The organism is Dactylosporangium sp. NPDC051541 (assembly GCF_044454505.1).
Lineage (GTDB): Bacteria > Actinomycetota > Actinomycetes > Mycobacteriales > Micromonosporaceae > Dactylosporangium.
Window position 1 is genome coordinate 922,961 of sequence record NZ_JBITDU010000001.1, and the last position, 25,968, is coordinate 948,928.

The 25,968-nt window shown below is 72.5% G+C and carries 20 protein-coding genes and 1 tRNA gene; 13 read left to right on the top strand and 8 right to left on the bottom strand.

What is annotated here, in order from left to right; translation table 11 throughout:
• From ACIA8L_RS04275 to rsmI, 3 genes are read left to right on the top strand one after another with little or no spacing between them, the layout of a single operon-like run.
• Positions 1-1,140, top strand: a complete 1,140-nt coding sequence (locus ACIA8L_RS04275; protein ID WP_395900232.1) for a tRNA-guanine transglycosylase — start codon at positions 1-3, stop codon at positions 1,138-1,140.
• Positions 1,137-1,964 carry a hypothetical protein gene (locus tag ACIA8L_RS04280; protein WP_395900234.1) on the top strand — a complete coding sequence of 276 codons (828 nt, stop codon included), beginning with the start codon at positions 1,137-1,139 and terminating at the stop codon, positions 1,962-1,964. Before ACIA8L_RS04275 ends, ACIA8L_RS04280 begins: the two co-directional genes overlap by 4 nt.
• Positions 1,948-3,513: a 16S rRNA (cytidine(1402)-2'-O)-methyltransferase gene (rsmI, locus tag ACIA8L_RS04285; protein ID WP_395900236.1), complete on the top strand. Its 1,566-nt coding sequence runs from the start codon at positions 1,948-1,950 to the stop codon at positions 3,511-3,513. The genes ACIA8L_RS04280 and rsmI overlap by 17 nt, the downstream gene beginning before the upstream one ends.
• On the opposite strand, the gene queD is transcribed toward rsmI, so the two are convergent.
• The 3 genes from queD to queC are packed head-to-tail and all read right to left on the bottom strand — an operon-like array spanning position 3,498 to position 5,218.
• Positions 3,498-3,851, bottom strand: a complete 354-nt coding sequence (gene queD, locus ACIA8L_RS04290; protein WP_395900238.1) for a 6-carboxytetrahydropterin synthase QueD — start codon at positions 3,849-3,851, stop codon at positions 3,498-3,500. The genes rsmI and queD overlap by 16 nt on opposite strands.
• Complete coding sequence (gene queE / locus ACIA8L_RS04295) at positions 3,851-4,489, bottom strand: 7-carboxy-7-deazaguanine synthase (protein WP_395900240.1); 639 nt, start codon at positions 4,487-4,489, stop codon at positions 3,851-3,853. The genes queD and queE overlap by 1 nt, the downstream gene beginning before the upstream one ends.
• Positions 4,490-4,495: 6 nt before the next feature.
• Positions 4,496-5,218: a 7-cyano-7-deazaguanine synthase QueC gene (gene queC / locus ACIA8L_RS04300; protein WP_395900242.1), complete on the bottom strand. Its 723-nt coding sequence runs from the start codon at positions 5,216-5,218 to the stop codon at positions 4,496-4,498.
• Positions 5,219-5,327: 109 nt separating this feature from the next.
• On the opposite strand from queC, the gene ACIA8L_RS04305 reads away from it, so the two are divergent.
• Positions 5,328-5,401 (top strand) — tRNA-Met (locus ACIA8L_RS04305).
• Between the two features lie 343 nt (positions 5,402-5,744).
• Here the strand turns inward: ACIA8L_RS04305 and ACIA8L_RS04310 are convergent.
• Together ACIA8L_RS04310 and ACIA8L_RS04315 are read right to left on the bottom strand one after the other, a co-directional pair.
• On the bottom strand, positions 5,745-6,485 hold the full coding sequence (locus ACIA8L_RS04310; protein ID WP_395900244.1) for a polyprenol monophosphomannose synthase: 741 nt from the start codon (positions 6,483-6,485) through the stop codon (positions 5,745-5,747).
• A gap of 200 nt (positions 6,486-6,685) precedes the next feature.
• The gene (locus ACIA8L_RS04315) at positions 6,686-9,229 is read right to left on the bottom strand and encodes an ABC transporter permease (RefSeq protein ID WP_395900246.1); all 2,544 of its coding nucleotides are present in this window, start codon (positions 9,227-9,229) and stop codon (positions 6,686-6,688) included.
• 172 nt (positions 9,230-9,401) lie between these two features.
• On the opposite strand from ACIA8L_RS04315, the gene ACIA8L_RS04320 reads away from it, so the two are divergent.
• Positions 9,402-10,661 carry a sensor histidine kinase gene (locus tag ACIA8L_RS04320; protein ID WP_395900248.1) on the top strand — a complete coding sequence of 420 codons (1,260 nt, stop codon included), beginning with the start codon at positions 9,402-9,404 and terminating at the stop codon, positions 10,659-10,661.
• Between the two features lie 94 nt (positions 10,662-10,755).
• Positions 10,756-11,418 carry a response regulator gene (locus ACIA8L_RS04325; RefSeq protein ID WP_395900250.1) on the top strand — a complete coding sequence of 221 codons (663 nt, stop codon included), beginning with the start codon at positions 10,756-10,758 and terminating at the stop codon, positions 11,416-11,418.
• 49 nt (positions 11,419-11,467) lie between these two features.
• On the opposite strand, the gene ACIA8L_RS04330 is transcribed toward ACIA8L_RS04325, so the two are convergent.
• Positions 11,468-12,670 (bottom strand): cellulose binding domain-containing protein, encoded by a 1,203-nt coding sequence (locus tag ACIA8L_RS04330; RefSeq protein WP_395900252.1) that lies wholly within the window; start codon positions 12,668-12,670, stop codon positions 11,468-11,470.
• A gap of 124 nt (positions 12,671-12,794) precedes the next feature.
• Here ACIA8L_RS04330 and ACIA8L_RS04335 point away from each other — a divergent pair, with 124 nt between their 5' ends.
• From ACIA8L_RS04335 to ACIA8L_RS04350, 4 genes are read left to right on the top strand one after another with little or no spacing between them, the layout of a single operon-like run.
• Positions 12,795-13,475: a class I SAM-dependent methyltransferase gene (locus ACIA8L_RS04335; RefSeq protein WP_395900254.1), complete on the top strand. Its 681-nt coding sequence runs from the start codon at positions 12,795-12,797 to the stop codon at positions 13,473-13,475.
• Between the two features lie 34 nt (positions 13,476-13,509).
• The gene (locus ACIA8L_RS04340) at positions 13,510-14,901 is read left to right on the top strand and encodes a hypothetical protein (protein WP_395900256.1); all 1,392 of its coding nucleotides are present in this window, start codon (positions 13,510-13,512) and stop codon (positions 14,899-14,901) included.
• A complete protein-coding gene (locus tag ACIA8L_RS04345) occupies positions 14,894-16,825 on the top strand; it encodes a hypothetical protein (protein WP_395900258.1) in 1,932 nt (643 codons plus the stop codon). Before ACIA8L_RS04340 ends, ACIA8L_RS04345 begins: the two co-directional genes overlap by 8 nt.
• A complete protein-coding gene (locus ACIA8L_RS04350) occupies positions 16,822-20,079 on the top strand; it encodes a WD40 repeat domain-containing protein (RefSeq protein ID WP_395900259.1) in 3,258 nt (1,085 codons plus the stop codon). Before ACIA8L_RS04345 ends, ACIA8L_RS04350 begins: the two co-directional genes overlap by 4 nt.
• Here ACIA8L_RS04350 and ACIA8L_RS04355 read toward each other — a convergent pair.
• Complete coding sequence (locus ACIA8L_RS04355; protein WP_395900261.1) at positions 19,985-21,220, bottom strand: GMC oxidoreductase; 1,236 nt, start codon at positions 21,218-21,220, stop codon at positions 19,985-19,987. The two genes, ACIA8L_RS04350 and ACIA8L_RS04355, sit on opposite strands and share 95 nt — an antisense overlap.
• A gap of 282 nt (positions 21,221-21,502) precedes the next feature.
• On the opposite strand from ACIA8L_RS04355, the gene ACIA8L_RS04360 reads away from it, so the two are divergent.
• The 3 genes from ACIA8L_RS04360 to ACIA8L_RS04370 are packed head-to-tail and all read left to right on the top strand — an operon-like array spanning position 21,503 to position 24,694.
• Positions 21,503-22,558 carry a Gfo/Idh/MocA family oxidoreductase gene (locus tag ACIA8L_RS04360; protein ID WP_395900263.1) on the top strand — a complete coding sequence of 352 codons (1,056 nt, stop codon included), beginning with the start codon at positions 21,503-21,505 and terminating at the stop codon, positions 22,556-22,558.
• A 46-nt stretch (positions 22,559-22,604) separates the two neighbouring features.
• The gene (sigJ, locus tag ACIA8L_RS04365) at positions 22,605-23,528 is read left to right on the top strand and encodes an RNA polymerase sigma factor SigJ (RefSeq protein WP_395900265.1); all 924 of its coding nucleotides are present in this window, start codon (positions 22,605-22,607) and stop codon (positions 23,526-23,528) included.
• A complete protein-coding gene (locus tag ACIA8L_RS04370) occupies positions 23,525-24,694 on the top strand; it encodes a phytoene desaturase family protein (protein ID WP_395900267.1) in 1,170 nt (389 codons plus the stop codon). The genes sigJ and ACIA8L_RS04370 overlap by 4 nt, the downstream gene beginning before the upstream one ends.
• On the opposite strand, the gene ACIA8L_RS04375 is transcribed toward ACIA8L_RS04370, so the two are convergent.
• On the bottom strand, positions 24,669-25,799 hold the full coding sequence (locus ACIA8L_RS04375) for a glycosyltransferase (RefSeq protein WP_395900269.1): 1,131 nt from the start codon (positions 25,797-25,799) through the stop codon (positions 24,669-24,671). The genes ACIA8L_RS04370 and ACIA8L_RS04375 overlap by 26 nt on opposite strands.
• Positions 25,800-25,968 lie beyond the last annotated feature (169 nt).

The following is a 25,968-nucleotide window of genomic DNA, read 5'->3' on the forward strand; positions in this document are numbered from 1 at the left end:
GTGGCCCGGCCCCGCAGTGCCCCCGCTCCGGCGCCGGTCGAGGTCGAGCTGCCGGAGGACGCGCCGACCCGCCTGCAGACCCGGCGGGGCGAGCTGACGCTGCCTGTGTTCGTGCCTGACGCGACGCGGGCGGTCGTGCGGGGAGTACCCACGGATCGCCTGTCCGAATCTGGTGTCAGAGCGCTGCTGGTGAGCACCGCGCACCTGGCCCTGCAGCCGGGCGCGTCGGTCATCGGGGCCCTCGGCGGCGCGCACCGGTTCATGGGCTGGGACGGCCCGATGATCTCCGACTCGGGCGGGTTTCAGGCGTTCTCCCTGCTCGCCAGCGGCAACGGGCTGGCCGAGGTCAACGACGCCGGACTCAACTACCGGTTCTCGCCGAAGCAGAAGTTTCGCCAGCTGACCCCGCGCAGCTGCATCGAGACCCAGCTGCGCGTCGGCGCCGACATCGTCTACTGCCTCGACTACTGCACCTCGCCCAGCGCGCCCGCGGCCGAGCAGGAGCGCAGCGTCGAGCTCACCCTGCGCTGGGCGGCCGAGTGCCGGGAGGTGTTCGACCGGCTCGTCGCCGATCGCCCCGCGGATCAGCGGCCGCTGCTGTTCGCGGTCGTCCAGGGCGGCCAGGACGAGGACCGTCGGGCCCGGTGCGCGGACGCCCTGGTCGACATCGGCTTCGACGGCTACGGCTTCGGTGGCTACCCGATCGTCGACGGCAAGCTCGTCGACGAGGTCCGGCTGGTCGCCGAGCTCCTCCCGGCCGGGGTGCCGCTGCACGGGCTCGGCATCGGCACCCCCGAGAACCTCGTCGAGTCGTGGCAGGCCGGCTACGGCATCTTCGACTGCACGCTGCCGACCCGCAACGCGCGCCGCGGCGTGCTCTACACCGCGCTGGACGTGGACGCGATCGGGCGCGGCCGGCCCTACAAGATCGCCCGCTTGACCGACGAGCGCTGGGTCCGCGAGAAGGGCCCGATCGACCCCGGCTGCGACTGCCCGATGTGCACGACCGTGCCGGGCGGGGCGGTGGCCCACATGTTCCGGATCGAGGACACCTTGGCCGGCACCTTGGCCTCGATGCACAACCTGCGCTTCTACACCCGCCTCACAGAAGCCTTACATCGCATGGGTACTGCCGGATGAGCGACCGGACTGAGGTGATGGTCCGGCGGCTCAGTGCCGCACCCAAGTACAGCGGCATCCACCCGGACACGATCGCCCACGTCGTGCGCCAGGAGGCGGTGCACGCGACCAACGACGCCGACCTCGAGCGGCTGGCCCGGCTCCGGCTGCACAAGGTCGTCGCCGACTACCTCCTGACCGCTCGTCCGGGCCGGCTGCTGCGCGGACTCGACGCGGCGGTCGGGGACGGCCCGGACGCGGTGCGGGCCTGGTGCCGCGGCACGCTCGCCGGGCACTTCTCCACCGCCGAGCGGCTGCCCGACCTCGACGAGTTCTACCCGGCCATGTTCGAGCTCACCGGCCCGCCCGCGGACATCGCCGACCTGGCCTGCGCGCTCAACCCGTTCACGCTGCCGTGGCTGCGGGCCGCCACCGCCGCGCCCTACGTCGGCTACGACTTCAACAGCGCGCTCGTCGCCGCCACCGGGGCCTTCGCCGCCCAGGTGGACGCGGCGGCCGAGGTGCGGCAGTGCGACGTGCTCGTGACACCGGTCGTCGCCGACGTGGCCATCCTGCTCAAGACGTACCACTGCATCGAGGACCGGCTCTCCGGCGCCGGCCGGCGGCTGGTCGCCGACGTCGCGGCCCGCCGGGTGGTCGTCTCGTTCCCGCTCAAGGCGATGCACGGCCGGGCCGCGGTCTTCACCCGCCCCCACATCGACGCGCTGCTGCGCCTGGGCGACGAGCGCGGCTGGGCGGTGCGCCGCGGCCGGCTCAGCACCGAGGAGTTCGTGGTGCTGGACAAGTCCGTCGCGGAGGAGCCTTCCGGTGGCCCGCGGCACTGAGTCCGCGGCCGACCGCGCGGCCGCGGTGGCCCGGCAGGTCCTGGCGGCGCCGAAGTACCGCAGCCTCGACGAGGCGTTCGTGGCCCGCCTCGCGCAGGAGGCGGCGCAGCGTTTCAAGGACCGCGGCGAGGCCGTCAAATGGGCCAAGCGCAAGCTGCACCAGGCCTTCGGCGCGTTCGTCAGCGGCACCCCGGCCCAGGCGGTCGGGGCCTACGTCGCGAAGGTCGCCGCCGGCGCCGACCCGAAGGAGGCCGGCCGCGAGGCGATGCGCGCCCACGCCTCCGCGGCCGAGCGGATCGACTGGCTGGACCCGTTCTACGAGCAGATCGCCGCCTGGTGCGGCCCGGCCGCGTCGGTCGTCGACCTGGCCTGCGGCCTCAACCCCCTGGCCCTGCCGTGGCTGGCGCTCGCCCCCGACGCGACCTACGCCTGCTACGACGTGGACCGCAACCTGGCCGCGGCGCTGTCGGCGCTGGACACCGTACTGCCGGTGCGGGTCACCGCGGCCACGGCCGATCTGGTCGGCGACCCGCCCCCGCTCGAGGCCGACGTGGCGCTCGTGCTCAAGACCCTCACCACCGTCGAGCAGCAGAAGACCGGGGCGGCCCAGCGGCTCATCGCGGCCCTGGACTGCCGGCACATCGTGGTGACCCTGCCCCGGCGCAGCCTGTCGGGCAAGCGCGGCTACGCCGACGACGCCGACGCGATCGTGCGCCGGGCGATCGAGGGCACCGGCTACGCGGTCGTGGCCGAGGCCGCGTTCGGCGACGAGGCGATGTACCACCTGATGCGGGTCGCGCCGGCCACCGCCGCGGTCGAGGAGGCGTCCGCTTCGCCGCCGGACACGGGCGGCGCGCTGACCCTGGTCGGCACGCCCATCGGCAACCTGGGCGACCTCTCCGACGGCGCCCTGGCCGCCCTGCGCGACGCCGACGTGGTCGGCGCCGAGGACACCCGCCGCACCCGCAAACTGCTCAGCGCCTACGACCTCCACCCGGCCCAGCTGATCTCGGTCCGCGAGCACAACGAGGAGCGCTCGGCCGGCTGGATCCTCGAGCAGCTCCGCGCCGGCCGGCAGGTGGCTCTGGTCAGCGACGCCGGCATGCCGATGCTCTCCGATCCCGGCCAGCGGGTGGCCCGCCACGTCCTCGACGGCGGCGGCGAACTGCGGGTGGCCCCCGGCCCGGACGCGGCGACGACCGCCCTGCTGCTCTCCGGGCTGCCGGCCGCGCGCTGGTGCTTCGAGGGCTTCCTGCCGGCCAAGGGCTCCGAGCGGGCCCGCCGGCTGGCCGCGGTGGCCGCGGAGCCGCGGACGGCGGTGCTGTACGAGGCCCCGCACCGGCTCCGGCGCACCCTGGACGACCTGGTCGACGCGGCCGGCCCGGACCGCCCGGCGGCCGTCCTCAACGACCTGACGAAACTCTTCGAACGAGCCTGGCGCGGCCCCTTGGCCACCGTGCGCGACGAACTGGCCGCCGGGCCCGACCCGCGCGGCGAGTTCGTGATCGTCCTCGGTGCCGCTTCGCGCGGTGCTCAGTCGCCCCGGTAGATGCAGCCCGACGTGCAGGTCTCGTGCACGTGGACCGCGGCGAGCGGGAGCGTGCCGATCAGGCGCTCCCAGATCCAGCGGGCCAGGACCTCGCTGGTCGGGTTCTCCAGGCCGGGCACGTCGTTGAGGTAGTAGTGGTCGAGCCGGTCATGGAGCGGCTGGAACGCCTTCTTCACATCACCGAAGTCCATCACCCAGCCGGTGACCGGGTCGACGTCGCCCTGGACGTGCACGCTCACCCGGTAGGAGTGGCCGTGGAGGCGGGCGCACTTGTGGCCCTCCGGGACGTTCGGCAGGCGGTGGGCCGACTCGAACGTGAACTCGCGGAAGATCTCCATCACGCGATCCCGAGGTACTTGTGCGTCTGCAGGCTCAGCCGCCACTGCGGATGGCGCAGGCAGAACTCGACGGCGGCCCGCGTGTTGGCCTCGCGGTCCGGTCCGTCCATCGGCTGCACCAGGAAATGCTCGAAGTCCAGCCGCTCGAACCGCTCCGGCGGCGCGTCGGCCTGCGGATAGACCAGCTTCAGCTCGTGGCCCCGCGTCAGCACGACCTCGGCCGTGGCCTTCGGGCTCACGCAGATCCAGTCGATCCCGGGCGGCGCCGGCTGGGTCCCGTTGGTCTCGACGGCGACCTCGAAGCCCTCGGCGTGCAGCGCGTCGACCGCCGCCGCGTCCAGCTGCAGCAGCGGCTCGCCACCGGTGCAGACGACGTAGGGCTTGCCGCGCGGGTCGGCGGCGCCCCGCCAGGCCTTGGCCACCGCCGCCGCCAGCTCGGCCGCGGTGCGGAACCGGCCGCCGCCGGGCCCGTCGGTGCCCACGAAGTCGGTGTCGCAGAACTTACAGATCGCCCGGTGCCGGTCCTGCTCCCGCCCGGTCCACAGGTTGCAGCTGGTGAACCGGCAGAACACGGCGGCCCGGCCGGCCTGCATCCCTTCGCCCTGCAGGGTGTAGAAGATCTCCTTGACGCGGTACACCGTGAGTTAGCCGACCTTCGCCGTCAGGGCCGGATCGGTCATCCCCAGCGCCGCGAAGCCGCGGTTGCGCAGCAGGCACGAGTCGCACGTGCCGCAGGGCCGCCCGTCGACCGGGTCATAGCAGCTGTGGCTGAGCGAATAGTCGACGCCCAGCTCCAGGCCCCGCTGGATGGTCTCGGCCTTGCTCAGCGCGATCAGCGGCGTGTGGATCTTCAGCCGCTGCGTGCCCTCGACCCCGGCCTTGGTCGCGAGGTTGGCCATCTTCTCGAACGCCTCGATGTACTCCGGCCGGCAGTCCGGGTAACCGCTGTAATCGACCGCGCTCACACCGAGGAACACATCCTGCGAGCCGAGCGTCTCCGCCCACGCCAGCGCGAACGACAGGAAAATCGTGTTGCGGGCCGGCACATACGTGACCGGGATCTCGTCACCCAGCTCGGCGCTCGCGTCGTGATGCGGCACACCGATCGCGTCGTCGGTCAACGCCGACCCGCCGAAGATCCGCAGGTCGATGTCGGCCACCACATGCTGCTTCGCCCCGAGCGACCCGGCCACCGCCCGCGCCGCGTCCAGCTCGACACTGTGCCGCTGGCCATACCGGAAGCTCAGCGCGTAGGTCTCAAACCCTTCAGCCGCCGCGATGGCGAGCACCGTGGCGGAGTCCAGACCGCCACTGAGCAGGATGACAGCCTTCGGCTTGGCGTTCTCCGGCGCACTGGGCAAATTCACCGGTCAACCTTACATCCACACCCCGCCCCGGCCGCCGGTCGTGATCAACGCGACCCCGGTAACCCATTTGGGAACTCAGGCCCCCACACGCTAGGCTTCACCCTACCGACGCGGGGTGGAGCAGCTCGGTAGCTCGCTGGGCTCATAACCCAGAGGTCGCAGGTTCAAATCCTGTCCCCGCTACAGCGAATGGACGGCCCTTGCTACTCGGCGGGGGCCGTTTGCCGTTTGTCGCTTCCGCATTCCTCGCGCGAGCTTCGCTCGCTCCCCAGCGAGGGCTTCGCCACCCGCGCCCCTATTGCCGTGGTTGCGGTTCGTCGTCGTTCCGCTTGGCTTCGCCGCTCGTGGTTTCGCCTGCCGGGGTTGCTGTCCGTCGTCGTTTCGCGTGGCCGCTTTGGCGTGGCTTCGCCGCCTGTTGCCGGGGTTGCTGTTCGTTGTTGTTTGGCTTTGGTGCCTGCGGGGGGGTGGCGGGGGGAAATGCGAAGTGGCCCCTGTCCGGAGACGGGGCCACTTTTGCGGGGTTGGGCTATTTGCCGGATTTGCCGCTGAAGAGTAGGCGCCAGGGCATTAGGGCGGATTCGATTTGGACTTTGAGGCTCATTTTCGACGTGCCGGCGCTGCGTTCGTCGAAGCGGATCGGGACTTCGACGATGCGCATGCCGCGGGCTACGGTGCGGTAGTTCATCTCGACCTGGAAGGAGTAGCCGTTGCTGCGGATCGACTCGGCGTCGATCTTGCGGAGGGTGTCGGCGCGCCAGGCTTTGAAGCCCGCGGTGACGTCCTTCACGCGCAGGCGCAGGATCGTGTTCACGTAGAAGTTGGCCCAGGCGGAGAGGGCGCGGCGGTGCCAGGGCCACTCGCCGGCGACCGAGCCGCCCTCCACGTAGCGGGAGCCCAGGACGACGGCGGCGTCGGTGGTGCGCAGGGCCTCCAGCATCGCCGGGATGGCCGAGGCCGGGTGCGACAGGTCGGCGTCCATCTGGATGACGACGTCGGCACCCTCGTCCAGGGCCTGGGTGATGCCCGCGATGTAGGCGCGGCCCAGGCCGTCCTTCGCGGTCCGGTGCAGGACGCCGATCTTGTCCGGGGTCTCCGCGGCCGCCTTGTCGGCCACCTCGCCGGTGCCGTCGGGCGAATTGTCGTCGACGACCAGCACATGGAGATTCGGTAGATGCAGCTCGCTCAGCGAGGCCAGCATCTTCGGCAGATTCTCCCGCTCGTTGTACGTCGGAACGACGACTGTGACCTTCGGCAACTCGCCACTCACTGGGCGATCTCCTAACACGCAGCGTGCATTCGCGATCCGATGGTGCTCTCCCGTTGAGCGACACCCTATCGGTCGATGCGCTCACCGCGTCGACCGGCGGCCACCGCTTCTCCACCCGGCCCGCCGGGCAAACCAGAAAGCGGCCGGCTCGACACAAACTGACAATCAGAGCCTACGCTCGGTGACCGCCGGGGGCATCGCTACTCCGAGGCGATGGCCCGCAGCACGTTCATGCGGGCGGCGCCCCGGGCGGGCCAGATCGCGGCGAGGACACCGATGACGGCGGCGGCGACGACGTACAGCGCGAGCCGCCCCACCGGCACCGACAGCACCTCGATCCCGTCGCCGGCCGCGGCGCGCTGCACGACCAGCGCGAAGCCGACGCCCGTGGCCAGCCCGAGCAGCGCACCGGACACCGAGACGATCACGGCCTCGTAGTGGATCATCCGCCGCAGCTGGCCGCGCCGCAGGCCGATCGCGCGCAGCAGGCCGATCTCACGGGTCCGCTCGATGATCGAGAGCGCGAGGGTGTTGACGATGCCGAGGCCGGCGATGACCACCGACAGCGCGAGCAGCACCAGCACCGCCGTGAACAGCAGGTCGATCTCGCCGGTGTACTGCGCCTTGATCGCCGGCCGGTCCCGCACCTCGACGCTCGGCCACGGCCGCAGGGCCGACCGCAGCGCCGCCAGCGTGGCCGCACCGCCCCCACCCGGCCCGGCGATGACGTCGATCCGGTCGATGTCGGTGCCGTAGTGCCGCAGATAGCCGGGCAGCCCCAGCAGCAGCGTCGGTGCGGTCTCCAGCGCGCCCTCGGCGTCGGCGTAGATGGCGACGACCCGCAGGCCGGCCGGGGCCCCGTCGCCGTACTCGGCCGGCACGACACTGCCGACCGTCCAGCCCTTCGCGTCGGCGACGGCCCGGCTCAGCATGACCTCGTCCGCTCCGAGCGCCGTGCCGCGGCCGGCCGTCACGTCCAGCCGGAACAGCCGGACCAGCGCGGCGCCGTCCCCGGCCGTCGCCGTGAACCGCTCGCCGCCGAGCCGCAGCCGGGCGGTGTGCTGGGGGATCACCTCCTGGACGCCGGTGGTCCGGGCGATCGCGTCGAGCATCGGCCGGCTCAGCCCGGCGGTCGAGGACTTCGACGTCACCCGGAAGTCGGCCACCAGGCCCCGGTCGACCTGCCGGCGCACCGAGGCGGCCATGGAGTCGGCGATGACGGAGCCGCCGCTGATCAGCGCCAGGCCGATCATCAGCGCCGACGCGGTGGCCGCGGTGCGGCGGGGGTCGCGCTGGGCATTGGCCCGGCCCATGCGGGCCACCGGTCCGGCCAGCCTCACCAGGGGCCAGCCGACGAGCCAGGTGAGCGGCCGGACGATGCTCGGTGTCAGCACCGCGATGCCGAGGAAGACGACCGCCGCGCCGCCGCCGGTGAGCGCCATCGCCGAGCCGCTCGGTGCGAACGATCCGCCGATCATGGCCGCGATGCCGGCCCCGGCGAGCGCGAGGCCGCCGATCGCCCGGACGCGCAGCGAGCGGACCGGGATGGAGACGTCGTCGCGCAGGGCCGCGACCGGGGGGATGCGCCCGGCCCGCCGGCCCGGCAGGTAGGCGGCGACCAGCGTGACGAGCACGCCGACGGTGTAGGACCACACGATCGCCGAGCCGGGCACGGTCAGGGTGCCCGCCGGCAGTTCGGTGCCCAGCAGCGCGAAGACCCGGCGCAGGCCGAGCGCGAGCAGCGCACCGGCGCCGATGCCGAGGGTGGAGCCGGCCAGGCCGATGACGATCGCCTCGCCGGCGACCATCGCGGTGATCTGCCGCCGGGACGCGCCGACCGCCCGCAGCAGCGCGAGCTCCCGGGTCCGCTGGGCGACCAGCATCGTGAACGTGTTGAAGATGATGAACGAGCCGACGAAGACGGCGACCCCGGCGAAGGCGAGCACGAACCGGCTGAGCAGTTTGAGGATGTCTTTGATGCTCGCCGTGCGCTCGTCGATGGACTGCTGGCCGGTGATCGCCTCGAAGCCGGGCGGCAGCACGGGTCTGATCGCGTCGCGGAGCTGGGTCTGCGTAGTGCCGGCCTTGGCGTGCACCAGGATCTGCCGGTAGGTACCCGGCGTCTCCATGAGCAGCCGCTGCGCGGTCCCGGCTTCGAAGGCCGTCGTCGCCGGCTCGGGCGTGTGCTCCGCGCCGTAGCGGAAGATGCCGGTCAACGTGAACTCCTGGGAGCCGCCCGCCAGCGCGACGCGTACCCGGTCGCCGACCTTGAAGCCGCCCTTCCTGGCCGTGGTCGAGTCGATGGCGACCTCGTCGGCGCGCTTCGGCGCGTTGCCGCCGCGCAGCCGGGCCGGCGCGAAGTCCTGGTCGTCGGTCCAGTCCAGGCCGGTGTAGGGCCCGTCGCCGATCAGGTCGCCCTGCCGGTCGACGACCGCGGCGAACCCGGCGACCGCGCCGTGCGCCTTGCCCACCGCGCCGACCCGCTCCACGGCCGGCAGCAGACCGGCCGGCACCGGCTGGTCCGCGCCCTCGCCGAGCTGGGCGCCGAACGCCTTCCTGGCCCGCACCAGCACGTCGGTGCCGCCGCCGGTGCCCGCGAACGCGGTGTCGACGGCGGAGTCCATGGTGGCCCGGAACATCATCGTGCCGGCGACGAACGCGACGCCGAGCACGATGGCGAGCATCGTGAGCCCGAGGCGGAGCTTGCGGGCGCGGATGCCGCGCACCGTCAGTGTGAGGATCATGCGGCGCCCCTCGTCGGCTACACGGACAGTTGCTGGTGCACCACCGATTCCAGCCGAGGACGAGCCGCCCTGAGGAGCCCGGAAGGAAGGCATCGGACACCTACGAAGGTCGGTATCCGATATCGACGTTCGCGGGCGGTCCGGGGGCGCTGCGATCCGTACTGTGGTGAGCATGACGCGCGGTCTTCCCGGGTGGCTGCGCACCGCCCTGTTCGACATCGCACCGGTCCTGGTCGCCCTGGCGATCGGGGTCAGCCTGACCAGCGGCCCGGCGCCGGTGCTGCGGCCGTGGCACGGGCTGACGACGGCGGTGCTGGCCGGCTCGGCGGTCCTGCTCTGGTGGCGCCGCCGGGCCCCGGTGGCGACGGTGTGGGTGGCGGCCGGGCTGTCCGTGGCCGTCGCGGTCGTCGACCGGCTCGCGCCGGATGCGCTCGTGCCGGTCGGCGTCGAGGCGAACTGGCTGCCGTGGTGGCCGCCGACCGCGCCGTTCGCGGTATACACGGCGCTGGCCTCGGCCGGTGGCCGCCGCGGCGGCTCGCTCGCGGTCGCGCTGCTGATCGGGGCCGTGCTCGCCGGACCGTGGGCGGGGATGCCCGGCGCCGGTGAGGTGGTCGGGCGCACGTTCGCGTTCGTCGTGGGCGCCGCACTGCTGGGCCTCTACGCGGGCGCCCGGCGCCGGCTCGTCCAGGCCCTCGTCGACCGGGCCGAGCGGGCCGAGCGCGAGCAGCACCTCGTGGCCCAGCGGGCCCGGGTGGAGGAGCGGGTGCGGCTGGCGGCGGAGATGCACGACGTCGTCACCCACCGGGTGAGCCTCATGGTCGTGCAGGCCGGTGGCCTGGTCGTGAGCACCCGCGACGAGGCCGTGCGCGGCGCCGCCGAGGAGCTGCGGGTGACCGGCTGCCAGGCCCTCGCCGAGCTGCGCGACCTGGTCGGCATCCTGCGCGAGACCGCACCGGACGGCGCCGTCGACCACGCCCCGACGGGGGTCGGGCCGGGCGTCGCCGCGCAGCCGCCCGCTCCGCCGATCGCGCCGCTGGTCGCCGAGTCGCGGGTGGCCGGCATCGACGTCGAGCTGACCGAGGAGGGCGACCGCGAGCTGGCCTCGCCGGTGGTCGGGCGCACCCTGCACCGCATCGTGCAGGAGTCGCTCACGAACGCGCGCAAGCACGCGCCGGGCGCGCCGGTCCGCGTCCGGCTGCGATACCGGCCCGACGGTGTCCGCGTGTCGGTCCGCAACGGCGCCCCGACCGGGCCGGTCGACGAGCTGCTCGTCGCGGCGGGCTCGGGCACCGGCCTCTACGGCCTGCGGCAGCGGGTCGAGCTGGTCAACGGCACCCTGACGGCCGGACCCGACACGGACGGCGGGTTCCTGGTCACGGCGCGGCTGCCGGCGTTCGTGCCCACCCACGCCGCGGTGGAGCCGGCGCCGTGACCGCGCGCCCGGCCGGCGTTCGTGCCCGCCCGCGCCGCGGCCCGCGCGTCCGGCCGGCGTTCGGGCCCGCTCGAGGCGCGGTGGAGGCGGCGTCGTGACGGGGCGCGGCCCGCGGGTCCTGCTGGTCGACGACGAGCTGCTGGTCTGCGCGCATCTGCGCGTCATCCTGGAGTCGGCCGCGGACATCACCGTCGTCGACGAGGCCTACGACGGTGCGGCGGCGGTCGAGGCGGTGATCCGGCACCGGCCCGACGTGGTGCTGATGGACCTGCGGATGCCGGGCGTGGACGGGCTGACCGCCACCGCCCGCATCGCCGCGCTCCCGGACCCGCCGGTGGTCGTGGCGCTGACCACCTTCGACGCCGACCAGTACGTCGTGCGGGCGCTGCGGGCCGGTGCGGCCGGGTTCCTGGTGAAGTCGACGCCCCCGAAGGATCTCATCAACCTGGTGCGGGTCGCCGCCGACGGCCATACCGTGCTCTCGCCGGTGGCGACCCGGCGGCTGCTCGCCGAGGCCGGTGAGCGCGGTGGCGGCCGCGACCCGCGGGTGGCCCTGGTGGCCGGCCTGACCGGGCGGGAGACCCAGGTCCTGGCGTGCCTCGGGGCGGGGCTGTCCAACGCCCAGATCGGCCGCCGGCTGCACCTGACCGAGGCGACGGTGAAGGGCTACGTCTCCCGGGTGCTGGTGAAGCTGCGCTGCGCCAACCGCACGCAGGCCGGGCTGCTGGCCGTCGAGGCCGGCGTCGCCGCCTCGTGAGCTCAGGGCCGACGGAGCCGGCGGCCCTGAGCTCGGTGCGGTGCGGGGGTCAGGACAGCGTGCAGGTGACGGCCGGGACGGCGTTGGTGGCGTTGTTCCAGGAGGCCAGGAAGCCGTAGGTCGCGGAGCCGTTCGGGGCCAGGGTGCCGTTGTAGCTCACGTTGCGGGCGGTGACCGTCGCCCCCGACTGGGTCGGTGTGGCGTTCCAGGCCTGCGAGAGCTGCTGGCCGTTGGCGAACGTGAACGTCGTCGTCCAGCCGGTGGAGGCGGTGGCCGAGGTGTTCGTCACCGTCACCTCGCCCTGGAAGTTGCCGCCCCACTGCGAGACGACCTTGTAGGTCGCGGTACACCGGCCGCCGCCCGACGACGCCGACGGCGAGGACGATGCGGAGCGCGACGGCGAGGACGACACCGAGCGCGACGGCGAGGACGACACGGACCGCGACGGCGACACGGAGGCCGAGGCGGAGGCCGAGCGGGACGGTGACGTGGACACGGAGCGGGACGGTGACGCGGACGTCGGTGAGGGGCTGACGCCGCCGAGGACCTTGGTGAGCGCCGGATACCAGGCGTCGGCCATCTTCTGGAAGCCGGCGTCGTTCGGGTGCACGCCGTCGCCCGTGTCGGCCACCGCGTCGAAGCCCGTCCAGAGGTCGGCCAGGGTGATCGGGGACTGTGCCGTGGTCAGACCGGCCGCCCAGGCCGGGAGGGCCTGGTCGAACGCGAGCACGTCGGCCGGGCAGGTGGAGCAGGCGGCCGCGCTCATCGGGATGATCTGGGCAACGATGATCTTGATGTTGGGGTTGTCGGCCCGCATCTGCCCGACCAGCTTCGTGAACGCGGCGAGCTTGGTGGCCAGGGGGATGTAGCCGCCCCACATGTCGTTGGTGCCCAGGTGCATGAGTACCACGTCGGGCTTGGCCGCGGCCAGCCACGGCGGGAGCTGGTTGTTGTCGGCGATCCCGGTCGCCGAGTAGCCGCCGTGGCCCTCGTGGTCGAAGTCGTAGGCGTAGCCGGGGTTGCAGCCACCGCCGTCGGAGACCCCGCCGACGAAGTCGATGTTGGAGTAGCCGCTGGTCACCAGCCGGTGCCAGAGCTTGGCCCGCCAGCAGCCGGGCCCGGCGGTGATGGAGTCGCCGAGCGGCATGATGCGCACGGGCGCGGTCGCCGACCGGGCCGGCGGGGCGAGGACGAAGGAGGCGGCGACCAGCAGCACGGCCGCGAGCGCCGGAACGAGGGACTTGCGAAGCATGGGAGCACTCCAAAGATGCGGACGGAGGTGCGGTCTGCGGCTCCCACGGCATAACGCGCGCCGATGGTATCAGTGCGCGAGCGGGTAATCTTGTATGTAAGGCCGTCGATCAGGGGAGTGCCGTTTGCATCATCTGGTCAAACGTCGGCTGGCCGGAGTCGGGGCCCGGCTCGGCGCGTCGGGCGTCGGTCGGCTGCGACGGATCGCCAGTCATCTCGAACTCGGCCATTGGCTGCGCAGCGTGGGTCATGCCCTGCCGCCAGAGCGCGGACTGGTCAACCGCTGGCCGGTGCTCGACATCGCGCTGGCCGGTATGGGCACCGCCAAGCCGCTGTATCTGGAGTTCGGAGTGTTCACTGGCCAGTCGCTGCGCTATGTCGCCGAGCGATTGCCGAGCCCGCGGGCTCGGTTCATCGGCTTCGACAGCTTCCAGGGGCTCCCGGAGACCTGGCGGCACGACATTCCTCGCGGCGCGTTCTCGTTGCAGGGGCGGGCTCCGGTGTTCGAGGATTCGCGCATCTCGGTCGTGTCGGGCTGGTTCGATGAAACGCTCTCGTCGTTCGAGCCGCCGGAGTTCGACCGGCTCCTGATCAACGTCGATGTCGATGTCTACTCGTCCGCTCGCTCCGTCCTGCTGCACGTCGAACGCTTCCTGCATCCGGGCACGCTGCTCTACCTCGACGAGTTCAACGACTCCGGCAACGAGCTGCGAGCGTTCCGGGAACTGATCGAGCGAACCGGGCTGCGGTTCCGGATCAGGGCGGCCTCCCGCTGCCTGAGTCACTGGCTCTTCGAATTCGTGTAATCCGACGCGGGAGCGCTGTGTCTATGCTTTCGGAGTGGTAGACGCCAATCGGACTCCCCGGACGGCCGACGCCGTCATCGTGGTCCCCGGGATCATGGGTAGTGAACTCGTCGACGCCGCGTCGGGCCGCATGGTCTGGGGACTGCGAGATCCCCGTTGGTACATGGATGCGTGGTGCCGCCGCGGCTCGCTCGACGTTCTGCACCTCTCAGCAGAGGAGCGGGGCGGGCGATACGGCCGGATCCGCGCGACGGGACTCTTGCGGGCACCGGCCTTCGCCCCACATCTGCGGGGCATCGAGCCTTACGGCCGGCTGGTGAACGCGCTGCGCGAGGCCGTACTGCATCCGGATGCCGTGCTGCCCTATCCCTACGATTGGCGGCTGCCCGTCGCTTACAACGCCGCGAGATTGGCCGAGGCCGGCCAGCTCCATCTCGAGGCGTGGAGAGCTCACCCGTCGCATCCGAGCCCTGCTGCGGCCGCGGCAGCGCGCCTGGTGATCGTCGCTCACTCCATGGGCGGCCTGGTGGCCGCCGAAGCGGTGCGTCAATCCATCGGAGCCGAGGTTCGCCGGGTGATCACGCTCGGGACGCCGTTCTTCGGCGCCGTCAAGGTGATGGCGATGCTGGCCGGCGCCAGCGGGGCGCCGTTGCCGCTTCCTCGCCGACAGCTGCGGGCCCTGGCCGCGACCCTGCCGGGTGTCTACAACCTGTTGCCGACGTTTCGCTGTGTCGACATGGGCGACGACGCCCGTAGCCTGACTCCGGCCGACGTCGCCGATATCGGGGGCGACGCCGAACTTGCGGAAGCGGCGCTGCGGGCGCGCGAGCAGCCGCCGTCCGATACGGGCGGTCAGTTTGTGCAGATCGTCGGCACGAGCCAGCAGACCATGCAGTCACTGTCCGTCGAAATGGGCGTCCTCAGCACGCACGAGTACACCTGCCGTCCGGGCGAAGGTGGTATCGAGCGGGTAAACCTCGCCGGCGACGGCACCGTACACCGGCAGTCCGCTCAGCTGCCCGGCGCCCGGGCGCTGCCGCTGCCGCAGTCGCATGGGGCTATCGCCAAGACGCACGAGGCCATCACGATGGTTCGTGACGTGCTGTTCGAGGAGACCACCGCGCCCTGGCTCGGCGATCATGAGATCGGCGTGAGCGTGCCCGACCTCGTCGCATCGGGCGAACCGCTGACCATCGTCATCAGTGGTGTCGAGCACCCGCGGGACGTCCAGTGCCGCGTGATCGACGTGACCACCGAGCGGCCGATCGCCGCCCCCGCAGCAGCGTCGGGCGGCGGCACCGTCACGGCCACTACGCGAGTCGAGGCGCCCGGCCTCTATCGGGTCGAGGCCATCGGTGGTGGCATGTCGGCAGTTTCGGAAGTCGTACTCGTGACTCCGCCCGCCGACGAGAGGTCAGATGGTTGAGTTCTATCCGATCGCGGTCGGACACTATGACCAGCATCCCGCCCTGGACGCGGACAGCGAGGCGGACGCCGTGCACGAGGTGCTCACACCCTTCGGCAGCCGGCTGACGCCCTGGCTCACCCGATCGGATGATCGCGGCGGCGATGCGGTGACGGCGCGTCTGCTGGAATGGGCCTATCGCCCCGACTCGGTGAATACAGTGCTGTACTGGGTCGGCCACGGCTGGTCGGACGGTTTGGAAGCGGCGCTCGCCCATGCGCGCAGTCCTCGCACCGTCCGTGCGTTCGGAGTCGGCCCGGAGCAGTTGGCGGAGGCCGCTCGGACCCGTCAGGCGACGGCGGAGGGACATTGGGCCCTCGTCGTCATCGAGGCCTGCTGGTCGTCCCGGTTCGTCGACCGGCTGAACGCGTTGCTGGCGGAAGGGCCGGTCGGAGCCGATGCAGTCATGCTGGTGGGCGTATCCGCCGACGGTGCGGTGCCGATCGGCCGCTTCCGGTCGGCTCTGCAGGCCTGTCTGCAAGAGAACTTCCGCTCGAACCGCCGCATCGAGCTCTGGCGTCTGGTCGGCGAGCTCGATCGCCGCCTTGCCGGTGGTCTCGTGATCGGTCGCCGGCTGGGCTCGGCGGCGTTGGAGCGCGCGACCACGCCGATCGCGGCCACGGTCTCCGTTCCGCTCGACATGCTCCGGCTGCTGGAGGACGCCGTCAACCAGCTCTCCGCCGACGAGCGACGGCACTTCCTGGCCAAGGCTCAGGCGGCCGAGGAGGGCGAGGTCTCATGGTTCTTCCAAGGCCGCGATGAAGAGACGCGGGTCATCTCGGAGTGGCTGCGCTCGACCCACTCCGGTCTGTTCGTTGTCACCGGCCCGGCCGGCTCCGGAAAGTCGGCCCTGCTCGGGCACGCTCTCGTTCACAGCCTGCCGGAGCTGCGAGACGCGTTGATCCTGGCCGGTCTGATCGAGCCGCTGCGCGGGGCGGACGACCCGCCCGAGAACGCATTTGACCTGGTGATCCACCTAGCCGGGATGTCGGTGGCCGGATGCGTGATCCGCATCGCCAACGGTGCCGGACTCGGCCCGGTGCCAACCGCGGGCCAGGACGGTGGCAGCGCTATCGATGTCGCCGGCGACATCGCATGGCTCCTCGGCGCCCTGCTGTCGCGGACCGGATCGTTCACCGTGCTCGCCGACGCGCTGGACGAGGCGCTCGACCCCGTCGCTATGGCTGGCTCCCTGCTGCGGCCGCTGGCCCGCCTCGACAACGTGCGGGTCGTCGTCGGCACTCGTGCATCGACACGGGAGAGCCCGGACTTTCCGGCCGGCACCGACCGCAACCTGCTCGACGCGCTCGGCGTCCAGGCGGGCGCCGAAACTTTCCTCGCCGTCGAGCGCGACGATAAGGCGATCGCGCGATACGTCGCTCGCCGTCTGACCGTCGCACGGGCTCAGGATGAGCGGCTGGCCGGCGTGTCCGGTGCCATGGTGGCCGATGCGGCCCGCCGGGTGGCCGCCCGGAATCGGCACTTCCTGTTTGCCCGGCTGGCGGTCTATGAGCTCATCGCTCGTCCGGAGTTGTTGGCCGGCGATCGGCACGACGATCTGGACGCGCTGCTCAACGGGGACCACAGTGATCTTTTCGCCGCCGCGGTGGCTCGCCTGGAGAGCTGGTCGGCTCAGTCGTCGGCGTTGCTGTGGGCCTTGGCGCTGGCCCGAGGGCGCGGGGTGCCGATCCGGGACGGCATCTGGGCCACGATGGCGAGCGCACTGCACCAGGGTCCGGCGGCCATCAACGACGGCGACATCAGCGAACTCCTGGCCCGGGCGCAACCGTACATTGCCATCGACACGCAACAGGACAATACGGTCTATCGCCTCGCGCACCGCACATTCCTTGAGTTCTTCCGGTCGGCCTGGTCGACGGCATGAACGACGACCGCCACGCCCGGATGCAGCGCGACGTGAGCCTGGCCCTCATCGCGGCGGCGTCCCGTGAGACTGCCGAGCTCAACCCGTATCTGGTCCGGAACCTGTCCGGCCACGTCGCCGACGGCAACGCCTGGCGCTCACTGGCTGCGGTGCCGACGCTGCTGGACCAACTGGACCCGGCCGCCGTCACCGTTGACGCGCTGCGATCAATCTTCACATCGGACGCGATCCCGCCGGAGATCGCCGGCATCATCGCCGCCCACCACCGACTCCGGACCGGCCGCGCGGCCGACGCGGCCGGAGTGCGGCAGTTCGCCACGGCGCTCACGCAGGGATTCCTGCTGGGCGAGGATCGTCCGTCACCACGCACGCCGTGGGTCATCCGGTGGGCGGTCACATCGAGCCAGCCCCTGCACGTGACGCTGCCGGCCCACGAGGGCTTCGTGAACGAGATCTGTGTCGTCGCCGACGCCGATCGAGTGCTGCTGGCCTCTGGTGGCGACGACTTCCTGGTCCGGGTCTGGGACCCATTCACCGCCGAGCCGCACGGTGAGCCGATGCGGGCGCACACCGACACGGTTGAGGCGGTGTGCGCGTTCCGGCTGCCCAGTGGGCGGACGGGGGTGGCGTCGGGCGGCAGCGACGGCCGGGTCTGCGCATGGGACATCAGCACCGGCCGGCTGCTGGTCCCGCCGATGCTGGGCCATGTCGGGACGGTCCGCGCGGTGGCCGCCGTCGATCAGCCGGTCGGCGGCTCGTGGATCGTGTCGGCCGGCTACGACGGCACGATTCGCGTCTGGGACATGGCCGCCGGCGGTGCACCGACGGCGGTGCTGGCCGGGCACGACGGACCGGTTGTCGCGCTCGCACCGTCGCAGATCCACCGGGAGCCGGCCACGTTCTACTCGGCCAGTGTCGACGGCACCGTGCGCCGGTGGGTCATCGGCCAGGCGGACGGGCAGGTCCTGGTTCGCCGGACCTCCGGGCTGCGGTCACTGTGCGTCGCTCAAGCCGCCGAGGAAGCGGAGGTGATCGCCTTCGCCGGCTACGAGGGCCACATCGAGTGTGTGCTGTCCAACCGGCCGGGCGACGTCGAGGCCGTGCTGTCCGGGCATCGAGGTGCGGTGTGGGGCCTCAGCGCCTGGGGCGCCGGGCCGGACATTCGTGTGCTTTCAGCGGGTGATGACGCCACCGTCCGGCAGTGGCGGCCCCGATCCCCCAACCCGGCCAGGCCGGCGCTGTCGGGCCACATCGGAACGGTCGTGTCGGCGTGTGTGGTGGCGAGACCAAGCGGCGCCTACCTGATCGCATCCGGCGGTTCCGACGGAACCATCCGACTCTGGAGCCCCAGCGGCCGCCCACGGCGCGCGGCCGGGCTGCGTTCGCCGGACCCGTTGCGGGACGTCTGCGTCATGCGTTCATCGGGTGGCCCGGAGACCCTCGTGGCCGTCGCGATGTCCGGCTTCGTGTTCTTCTGGAACCTTCGGACGGCTCAGCTGCGCCGCTCGCCGCTGCCATTGGGCGAGGCGCCGATCTGGTGCGCCTGTCCCCTGGACAACGGCCCCCATCGACTGGCGGTGGGCACCAGCGAGGGCCGAATTCTCCTGCTGGACGAGTCCGGAGCGGTCACGGGTCGGATCGACGCCCATGCCGGGCCGGTGCGTGACCTGGCCGTGGCCGCCGTGTCGGGCGACTCGGCGGTTCTGGCATCGGTCGGTGACGACCGCCGGCTCCGACTGTGGGACATCGAGCAGGTGGCGTCCTTCGGCGATCCGCCGCTCGCGCACTCCGGCGCCGGCACCATCTCGGGCGTAACCGCGGTGCGCGCCGGCACCGTTGACTGGCTGGCCACGAGCGCTGACGACGGGTCGATCCAGCTGTGGGACCCGGCGTCGCGGGCGCCCGTCGGCCCCGCGATGACCGGACACGTCGGCCCCGTGCTGTGCCTGGCGGCAATCAGCGGGACGGCGACTCGCAGTGGATATGTCGTCTCCGCCGGGGTTGACGCCACGGTGCGGATCTGGCATCCCGAACGGCACCAGCACTGCCTGACGGTCGTCAGCGGGCACGCCGGCGGCATCCGTGACGTGGCCGTCGTCGCGGAGCATCAGGACACGGCAGAAGTGGCAACCGTCGGGGCCGACGGCCGCATCAAGCTTCACCGGGTGACTTACACGAGTGAGACGCAGTGGCGGCTCATCGGCACCGAGACCGTCCACGAAGGAAGCGACGGCGGCCTGCGGGCAGTTGTGCCCATGCGGTCCGCCGCGGGCGAGGAGTTCGCCGTGGTCGGCGAGGCCGGTGCCGTGTCGTTGTGGAGCGTGCGTGAGCGTCGGCCGGTCCGGGAGCCGCTGATCGCATCGAGCGCCGTGCAATTCGACGTCGCGCCGTTCACCAGCGATGGCGTGCCGTATTGCGCCGCCATCGGCGGTGACGGCGAGCTGCGGCTGTGGCGGCTCGACGCGGCCGACGTGCTGGGTGCGGCATCGCCGGGCGGCCATGGCGCCTTCACTGCCGTTGCGGCCGGTCCCGACTCCGGCGGCGTACTGCTGGCGGCGGGCGGCAGCGATGGGTCCCTGCACTGGTTCGGCGCTGGACTCGACGCTCGCGGCGAGGTCAACGCCGGTGCGGCGGTCGTCGATGTCTGCTGGTTGGAGGCGCAGAAGGTGGCGATCGCCCTCGAAGACGGCGCGGTGCAGATCTGGGACGTCGTCGGCCGGGAGCCCGTTGCCCGGATCGCCGGCCGCGCGGCGAGGTCCGTCTTCGCGTTGCGCGATGCCGGGCCGATGGAACTGACGGGATACGTGTCCGCGAACGAGGTGGGACTGTTGCGCAGTGCGACCGGTGCGGTGGTCGCGACCTGGGATGTGTTCGACGGCCGCCGGCCGAATGCGGCGGTTGCGATCCCGGGGTCCGGTGATCGGCCGCTGCGGGTCGTTGTGGTGGGTATGGACGGATTGGCCATGATCTGGGAGCCGCAGTCAGGGACGGCCCGGACAATGGAGGCGCCGGCCCAGCACTTGCAGGCGGTCGCTTGGCTCACGCTTGATGGCAGGGAGGTCATGGCGGCCGGCGGCGCCGGCGGCGAACTGCTGCTCTGGGACCTCACACCCGGACTGCCGTTGCCCGCCATCCCGCTTGATGTGCCGATCCTGTCGGTCACCGATGCGTCGACCCCTGATGCCGCTCGTCTGCTGATCGGAACGACGAGAGGGCTGGTGTGTGTGGAGCTCGGCGGCTCGCTGGGGCGCTGATGGTCTCGGCCAGCAGCCGGGCCAGCGCGAGGATCGTCAGGCTGGGATTCGCGGCTCCGGCCCGCGGAAATGCCGCCGGCCCGGCGACGTACAGGCCTTCGACCGTGCGGGACATCCCGGTGTCGTCGAGGTGCTCCCCGAGCGGGATCGTGCCTGACTCATGGTCGGACAGGCCGATCGGATTGCGATAGTGGACCGCCTCGCGGTCGAAGACGGCCTGCGCTGACGCCTTGCCCGGGTGCGGGTCGCGGCCGAGGTCCGCCGGCTGGCAGCCCCACTCGGCCAGCAGGCGATTGGCCAGCTGCGCGCGTTCGGCGGCGAGCTGCCGGTCGACGGCCCCGAACTCGCACGCCACCGTGCCGGCCCAGATCGCGCCCTCCGCGGTGAACGTGACCGTCGCCCGTTCGGTCGCCGACTGCTCGGCGAACCACCACAGATCGACGTACGGCCGGCCCGTCGCATCGTCCCGCAACTCGAGGAAGAGGTTGGCGTTGTCCTGCGGGTGCTCCGCGACCAGGTAGGCCAGGTCGCCAGACCGGTAGCGCTCCAGCATCCAGGGCGCGGGCCGGGTCAGTACGCCCTGTTTGATTTTGCTGGCGAGTCCGGGCCAGGCCGGCGCCCGCACGCCGCCCAGCCGATCCATCGACTGGGCGAAGATCCGGGTGGTCTCCAATGTCCCGGCGGCCAGCACCACCGTGTGGGCCGTGGTGCGCAACGGCTCTCCTGTGACCTCGTCCAGCGAGACGACCTCCAGCCCGTCTCCGCGCGCCGCCTCGACCTCGACGACTCGCCGTCCCTCGATGATCGTCACTTCAGGATGGTCGATCTCGTCGATAGGTGAGAAGGCCCGCCAGACCGGGCCGCTCGGCCCGGCGTGCCAGAACGCCGCGGTCGGGACGATCCGGAACGGTTGTCCGGTCAAGCTGGGCAGGCCGGCCAGCGCCACGTCGGCCGGGCACGTCGGCTCGTCGAGGGCGGCCCCTTTCCAGTCCGCGAGGCGCCTTTCCGTTCGCTCATAGAGGCGTGGAAGCCGAGCTGCGATCGGTGCCGGCCAATCGGCTCGGACCTGTTCGCTGAGGCGAAGGGTGACGCCGTACCAGGCTTTGGAGCGACCTCCGATCCGGGCCTGGGCTCCCGGCATCGGTTGATAGTGCTCATTGCGGCTCACCCATTCGGACCACGGATCCGCAATGCCAACGGCTCCTGTGCGCCCCGCCGACAACACCGCGATGTCGGTGACGCCCGATCGCGCCAGTTCGACGGCGGTCGCTGCGCCGGCCATTCCGGAGCCGACGACAACCACGTTTGCTGCAGCAACCATCGCGACTCCACCCGTCAACGGCCCGACGCCACGACATTACCGGCCTTCAATCGGAAAGGCGGCGCCCTGGAGCGCCGGCGGACTGTTTGAGAGACTGGAGCCATGATCGACACCACGCTCCGCGTCGGGCTGGTTGGGTATGGGCTGGCCGGCTCGGTGTTTCACGCACCGCTGATCAGCACCACCGACGGGCTCAGCCTCACCGCGATCGTCACCGCAGACGTGAGCCGGCGGGCGAGCGCCGCCGAGCGCTATCCGGGCGTCCGCGTGGTCGAGCGGGCCGAGGAACTGTGGTCTGCCGACGACCTCGACGCTGTCGTTGTCGCAACGCCGAACCGGGCGCATGTGCCGGTCGCCCGGGCCGCGCTGGAGGCCGGGCTCGCGGTCGTCGTCGACAAGCCGTTCACGCCGACCGCAGCCGAGGGTGAGGAGCTCGCGGCCCTGGCCGCGCAGCGTGGGCTGCTGCTGACCGTGTATCAGAACCGGCGGTGGGACGGTGACTTCCTGACCGCCCGGCGGCTGGTGGCCGACGGGGCGATCGGGCGGGTGCTGCGGCTGGAGTCGCGGTTCGACCGGTGGCGGCCGGTGCCCAAGGGGGGTTGGAAGGAGAGCGGTGACCCGGCCGACGCCGGTGGGGTGCTGTGGGACCGCGGCAGCCACCTCGTCGACCAGGCGCTGCAATTGCTCGGGCCCGTCACCGAGGTCTACGCCGAGGTGCACACCCGCCGGGCCGGGCTGACCGTCGACGACGACGTGTTCCTCGCCCTGCGCCACGATGGTGACGTGCGGTCGCACCTGTGGATCAGCGACGTCGCGGCCGGGCCGGCGCCGCGGCTGCGGCTGCTGGGTGATCGGGGTGCCTACACCAAGTTCGGCCTCGACGTGCAGGAGGACGCACTGCGCGCGGGTCGCGTGCCGACCGAGCCGGGCTGGGGCGAGGAGCCGGAGAGCGCATACGGCGTGCTCACCGAATACGACGGGCGGTCCCGCCCGGTGGCCACCGAGCCGGGGGCCTACCAGGACTTCTACGCCGGGTTCGCGGCCGCCCTGCGCGACGGCGCCCCGGCCCCGGTCGACGTGCGGGACTCGATCGCCGTGCTCGAGGTGCTCGAGGCGGCCCGCCGGTCGGCCGGGGAACGCCAGGTCGTCAAGCTGTAACCGAAGAACATGTCACAGAGCCGGCGGTGGTGACGTCTTGTCACGCATGGGCCCCGATGACTTCACCCCGCACCGCCGCCGGCTGCTCGACGTCGCCTACCGCATCCTCGGCACCGTCAGCGACGCCGAGGACGTCGTGCAGGAGGCCTGGCTGCGCTGGTCGGCGGCGGACCGGGCCGCGGTCGGCAACCCGCAGGCGTTCCTCGTCACGGTCACCACCCGGCTGGCGATCGACCGGCTGCGCCAGGCCCGGGCCCGCCGCGAGGCCTACCCGGGGCCGTGGCTGCCCGAGCTCATCAGCACCGAGCCCGACCCGTCCGGCCGGGCCGAACTGGCCGAGAGCGTGGAGCTGGCCCTCCTGGTGGTCCTGGAGACGCTGTCGCCGTTGGAGCGGGCGGCATTCGTACTCCACGAAGCGTTCGCGTTCTCACACGCCGACATAGCCGAGGTCATCGGCCGCAGCGAGGACGCGACCCGGCAGCTGGCCCGGCGCGCCCGGGACCACGTCCGCGCGGCCCGCCCGCGCTTCCCGGCCGACGTCGCCCAGCGCCGCCTGCTCACCGAGCGCTTCCTCGCGGCCTGCTTCGGCGGTGACCTGGCCGGCCTGGTCGAGCTGCTCGCCGCCGACGTGAAGCTGGTCAGCGACGGCGGCGGCCGGGCCAAGGCGCCGCTGCGGGTCATCGAGGGCGCGGACCGCGTCGGCCGGTTCCTCACCGCGATCTCCAACGAGGACGGGGCCCAGCGCTTCCTGGAGTCGATCGGGCGGCCGGCGACGGCCGAGTTCGCGATCGCCGTCGAGGACGTCAACGGCGCCCCGGCCATCGTCGTGCGGGTCGGCTCGCGGGTGATCCTGGTCTTCTCGGTGGACCCGGTCGGCGGGCGGATCGGGACCGTGTTCCTGGTGGCCAACCCCGAGAAGCTGGCCGCGATGTCACGCCCGGGGGAGGGCGCCACGTCCACCTCGGCATGACGAACTCCATCACCATCGTCGGCGGCGGGGTGGCCGGGCTGACCGCCGCCATCGCGTGCGCCGAGCGCGGGCTCGCGGTCACGCTGCACGAGGCCCATCGCACGCTCGGGGGCCGGGCCCGCTCCACGCCCGGACCGTACGTCGCGAACGACGGGACGCACGTGCTGTACAGCGACGGGGAGCCCTTCCGCTGGCTGGCCGAGCGCGGCCTGGTCCAGCCGTTCGCCCGGCCGAGCGCGGGCGAGCTCGCGAAGTTCCGGTTCCGCCGCGACGGCCGGGTCCGCGTCGCGCCGCCCCTCGCGCTGCTGCGCGCGGTCGCGCACCGGCGCCTGAGCGCACCCGTCGACGAGCCGTTCGGGGACTGGGCCACCCGCCGGTTCGGCCCGGCGGCGACGCGCGCGGCCGCGGGCCTGGTCGGCGTGATCACGTACACGGCCGACCCCGGCCGGCTCTCGGCCGCGTTCGTGTGGGAGCGGCTGCTGCGGGCGACGGCACCGGGGTGGCCCGCGGTCCGGTACGTCCGCGGCGGCTGGTCGGCCATGGTCGACCGGATGGCCGCCCACGCGCGGTCGCTCGGTGCCCGGATCGCCACCGGCGAGCGGGTGGATGCGCTGCCGGACGGGCCGGTCATCGTCGCCACCGGGCTCGACGCGGCCCGGGCGCTGCTCGGGGACGCGTCGCTGCGGTGGCCGAGCGGGCGGGCGGCGCTGCTGGACCTGGGGCTGCGGGCCGATCGGCGGGACCCGTTCGTGGTGTCGGACCTCGACGAGGGCGGGTTCGTGGAGCGGTACTCGCGGCCCGACCCGTCCCTGGCCCCGGCCGGGCACACGCTGGTGCAGGCCGAGCTGCCGGCCGCCGCCGACGAGCCGGTCCCGGCGGTGACGGCGCGGCTGGAGGCGCTGGTCGACGTGGCGCTGCCGGGCTGGCGGGAGCGGGTCACCTGGCGGCGGGACGCCTTCGCCAACGGGCGCACGGGCGCGGTCGACCTTCCGGGCTTCTCGTGGCGGGACCGGCCGGCGATCGACCGCGGCGAGGGGGTGTGGCTGGTCGGCGACAGTGTGGCCGCGCCGGGGATGCTGGCCGAGGTCGCGATCAACTCGGCGCTGCTGGCGGCGGTGAAACTTTCACCTTCGACGGCTGCTAAGGCATCGACGGCCCGCGATTGAGCCGCGTTTCCAGGAAGTCGGCCGCCCGGGCCGGGGCGGCGGAGGTCGGCTCGGTGAACGCGGCCGTGCGGGTGCCGTAGCCCGTGTCGGTCAGCGCGGCCCACAGCCGGTCGGCCACCGCCTCGGCCGTCCAGGCGTCGGCCGGGAGCCAGCGGGCCAGGTCGTGGCGGGCCAGGCGGGCGGCGACGTCGGGGCGGTCGGCACCGTGCGCCAGCAGGACCTGCGGGGTGCCGGAGAGCAGGGCGCGGGCGGCGGTGCCGATCCCGCCGTGGTGCAGGATCGCGCCGCACTGGGGGAGCGCGGACGGGAACGGCAGGCTGCGGTACCAGTCGAAGCCCTCCGCCGGCTCCGGTGAGACCACGACGACGGGGTGGTCGACCAGGCCCGCGGCGGTCAGGGCGACCTCGTAGTAGCGGGGGTGCAGCATCTGCCCGGTCCCGCCCGTCACCAGGATGGGGCGGCCGGGCAGGGTGACCGCCGCGCCGTCCTCGTCGCCGCAGACGAAGCCGGTCAGGGTGGCCCGCGACCGCACGCCGGCCGCGTCGAACCAGCCCGGCCACAGGCCCAGCACCGGCATCCGCAGGAACCCGGGCCAGTCGGCGACCGGCGGCAGGCCCACGCCGGCCCGCACCGCGTCGATCCCGGAGGCCAGGCCCTTGCGGGCGTGCACCGCGGCGATCGGGGCGACCATGACCTGCACCGGGGCGACCGCGACCCAGACCGCGGGGGCGCACAGCAGGTCGGCGGCGACCGGCACCGACAGCGCCGACGTGTGCCGGCCGACGAGCACCGTCTCGCCGGGGCGGTGGCGCTCGGTCAGCAGGGCGACCTCGCGGGCCATCTCCGCGAAGAGTCCACGCTCGTCGTAGTACCGCCGCAGGTCCTCGGAGCGGCGCACGTTGAGCAGCTCGTGGGTGTGGGCCTGGGCCGCGCGGTAGCGCTCCTCGGTGTCGATGGCAGCGAAGCCGTAGGGCGCGTGCCGGGCGAACGGGGCGTGGCTGATCAGCGTCACGTCGTGGCCGCGGCCGGCCAGCTCGGCGCCGATGCGGGCGAAGGGCAGGACGTCGCCGGCCGTGCCGTGCGCGACGAGCAGGAAGACGGCCATGGCGGTGGAGTATGGCCGCGCCCGTGCGCGCCGATCAAGACTGACTTTTCGAGAGATCGAAATGTGTGCACCTTGACGGTCCGTGGCCGCCGTGGTTAGCGTGCGGTCAACTGGAAGCGCTCCCAAGGCCTCCAAATGTGAGTATTCCGGGACTAATCATTCGCGGGGG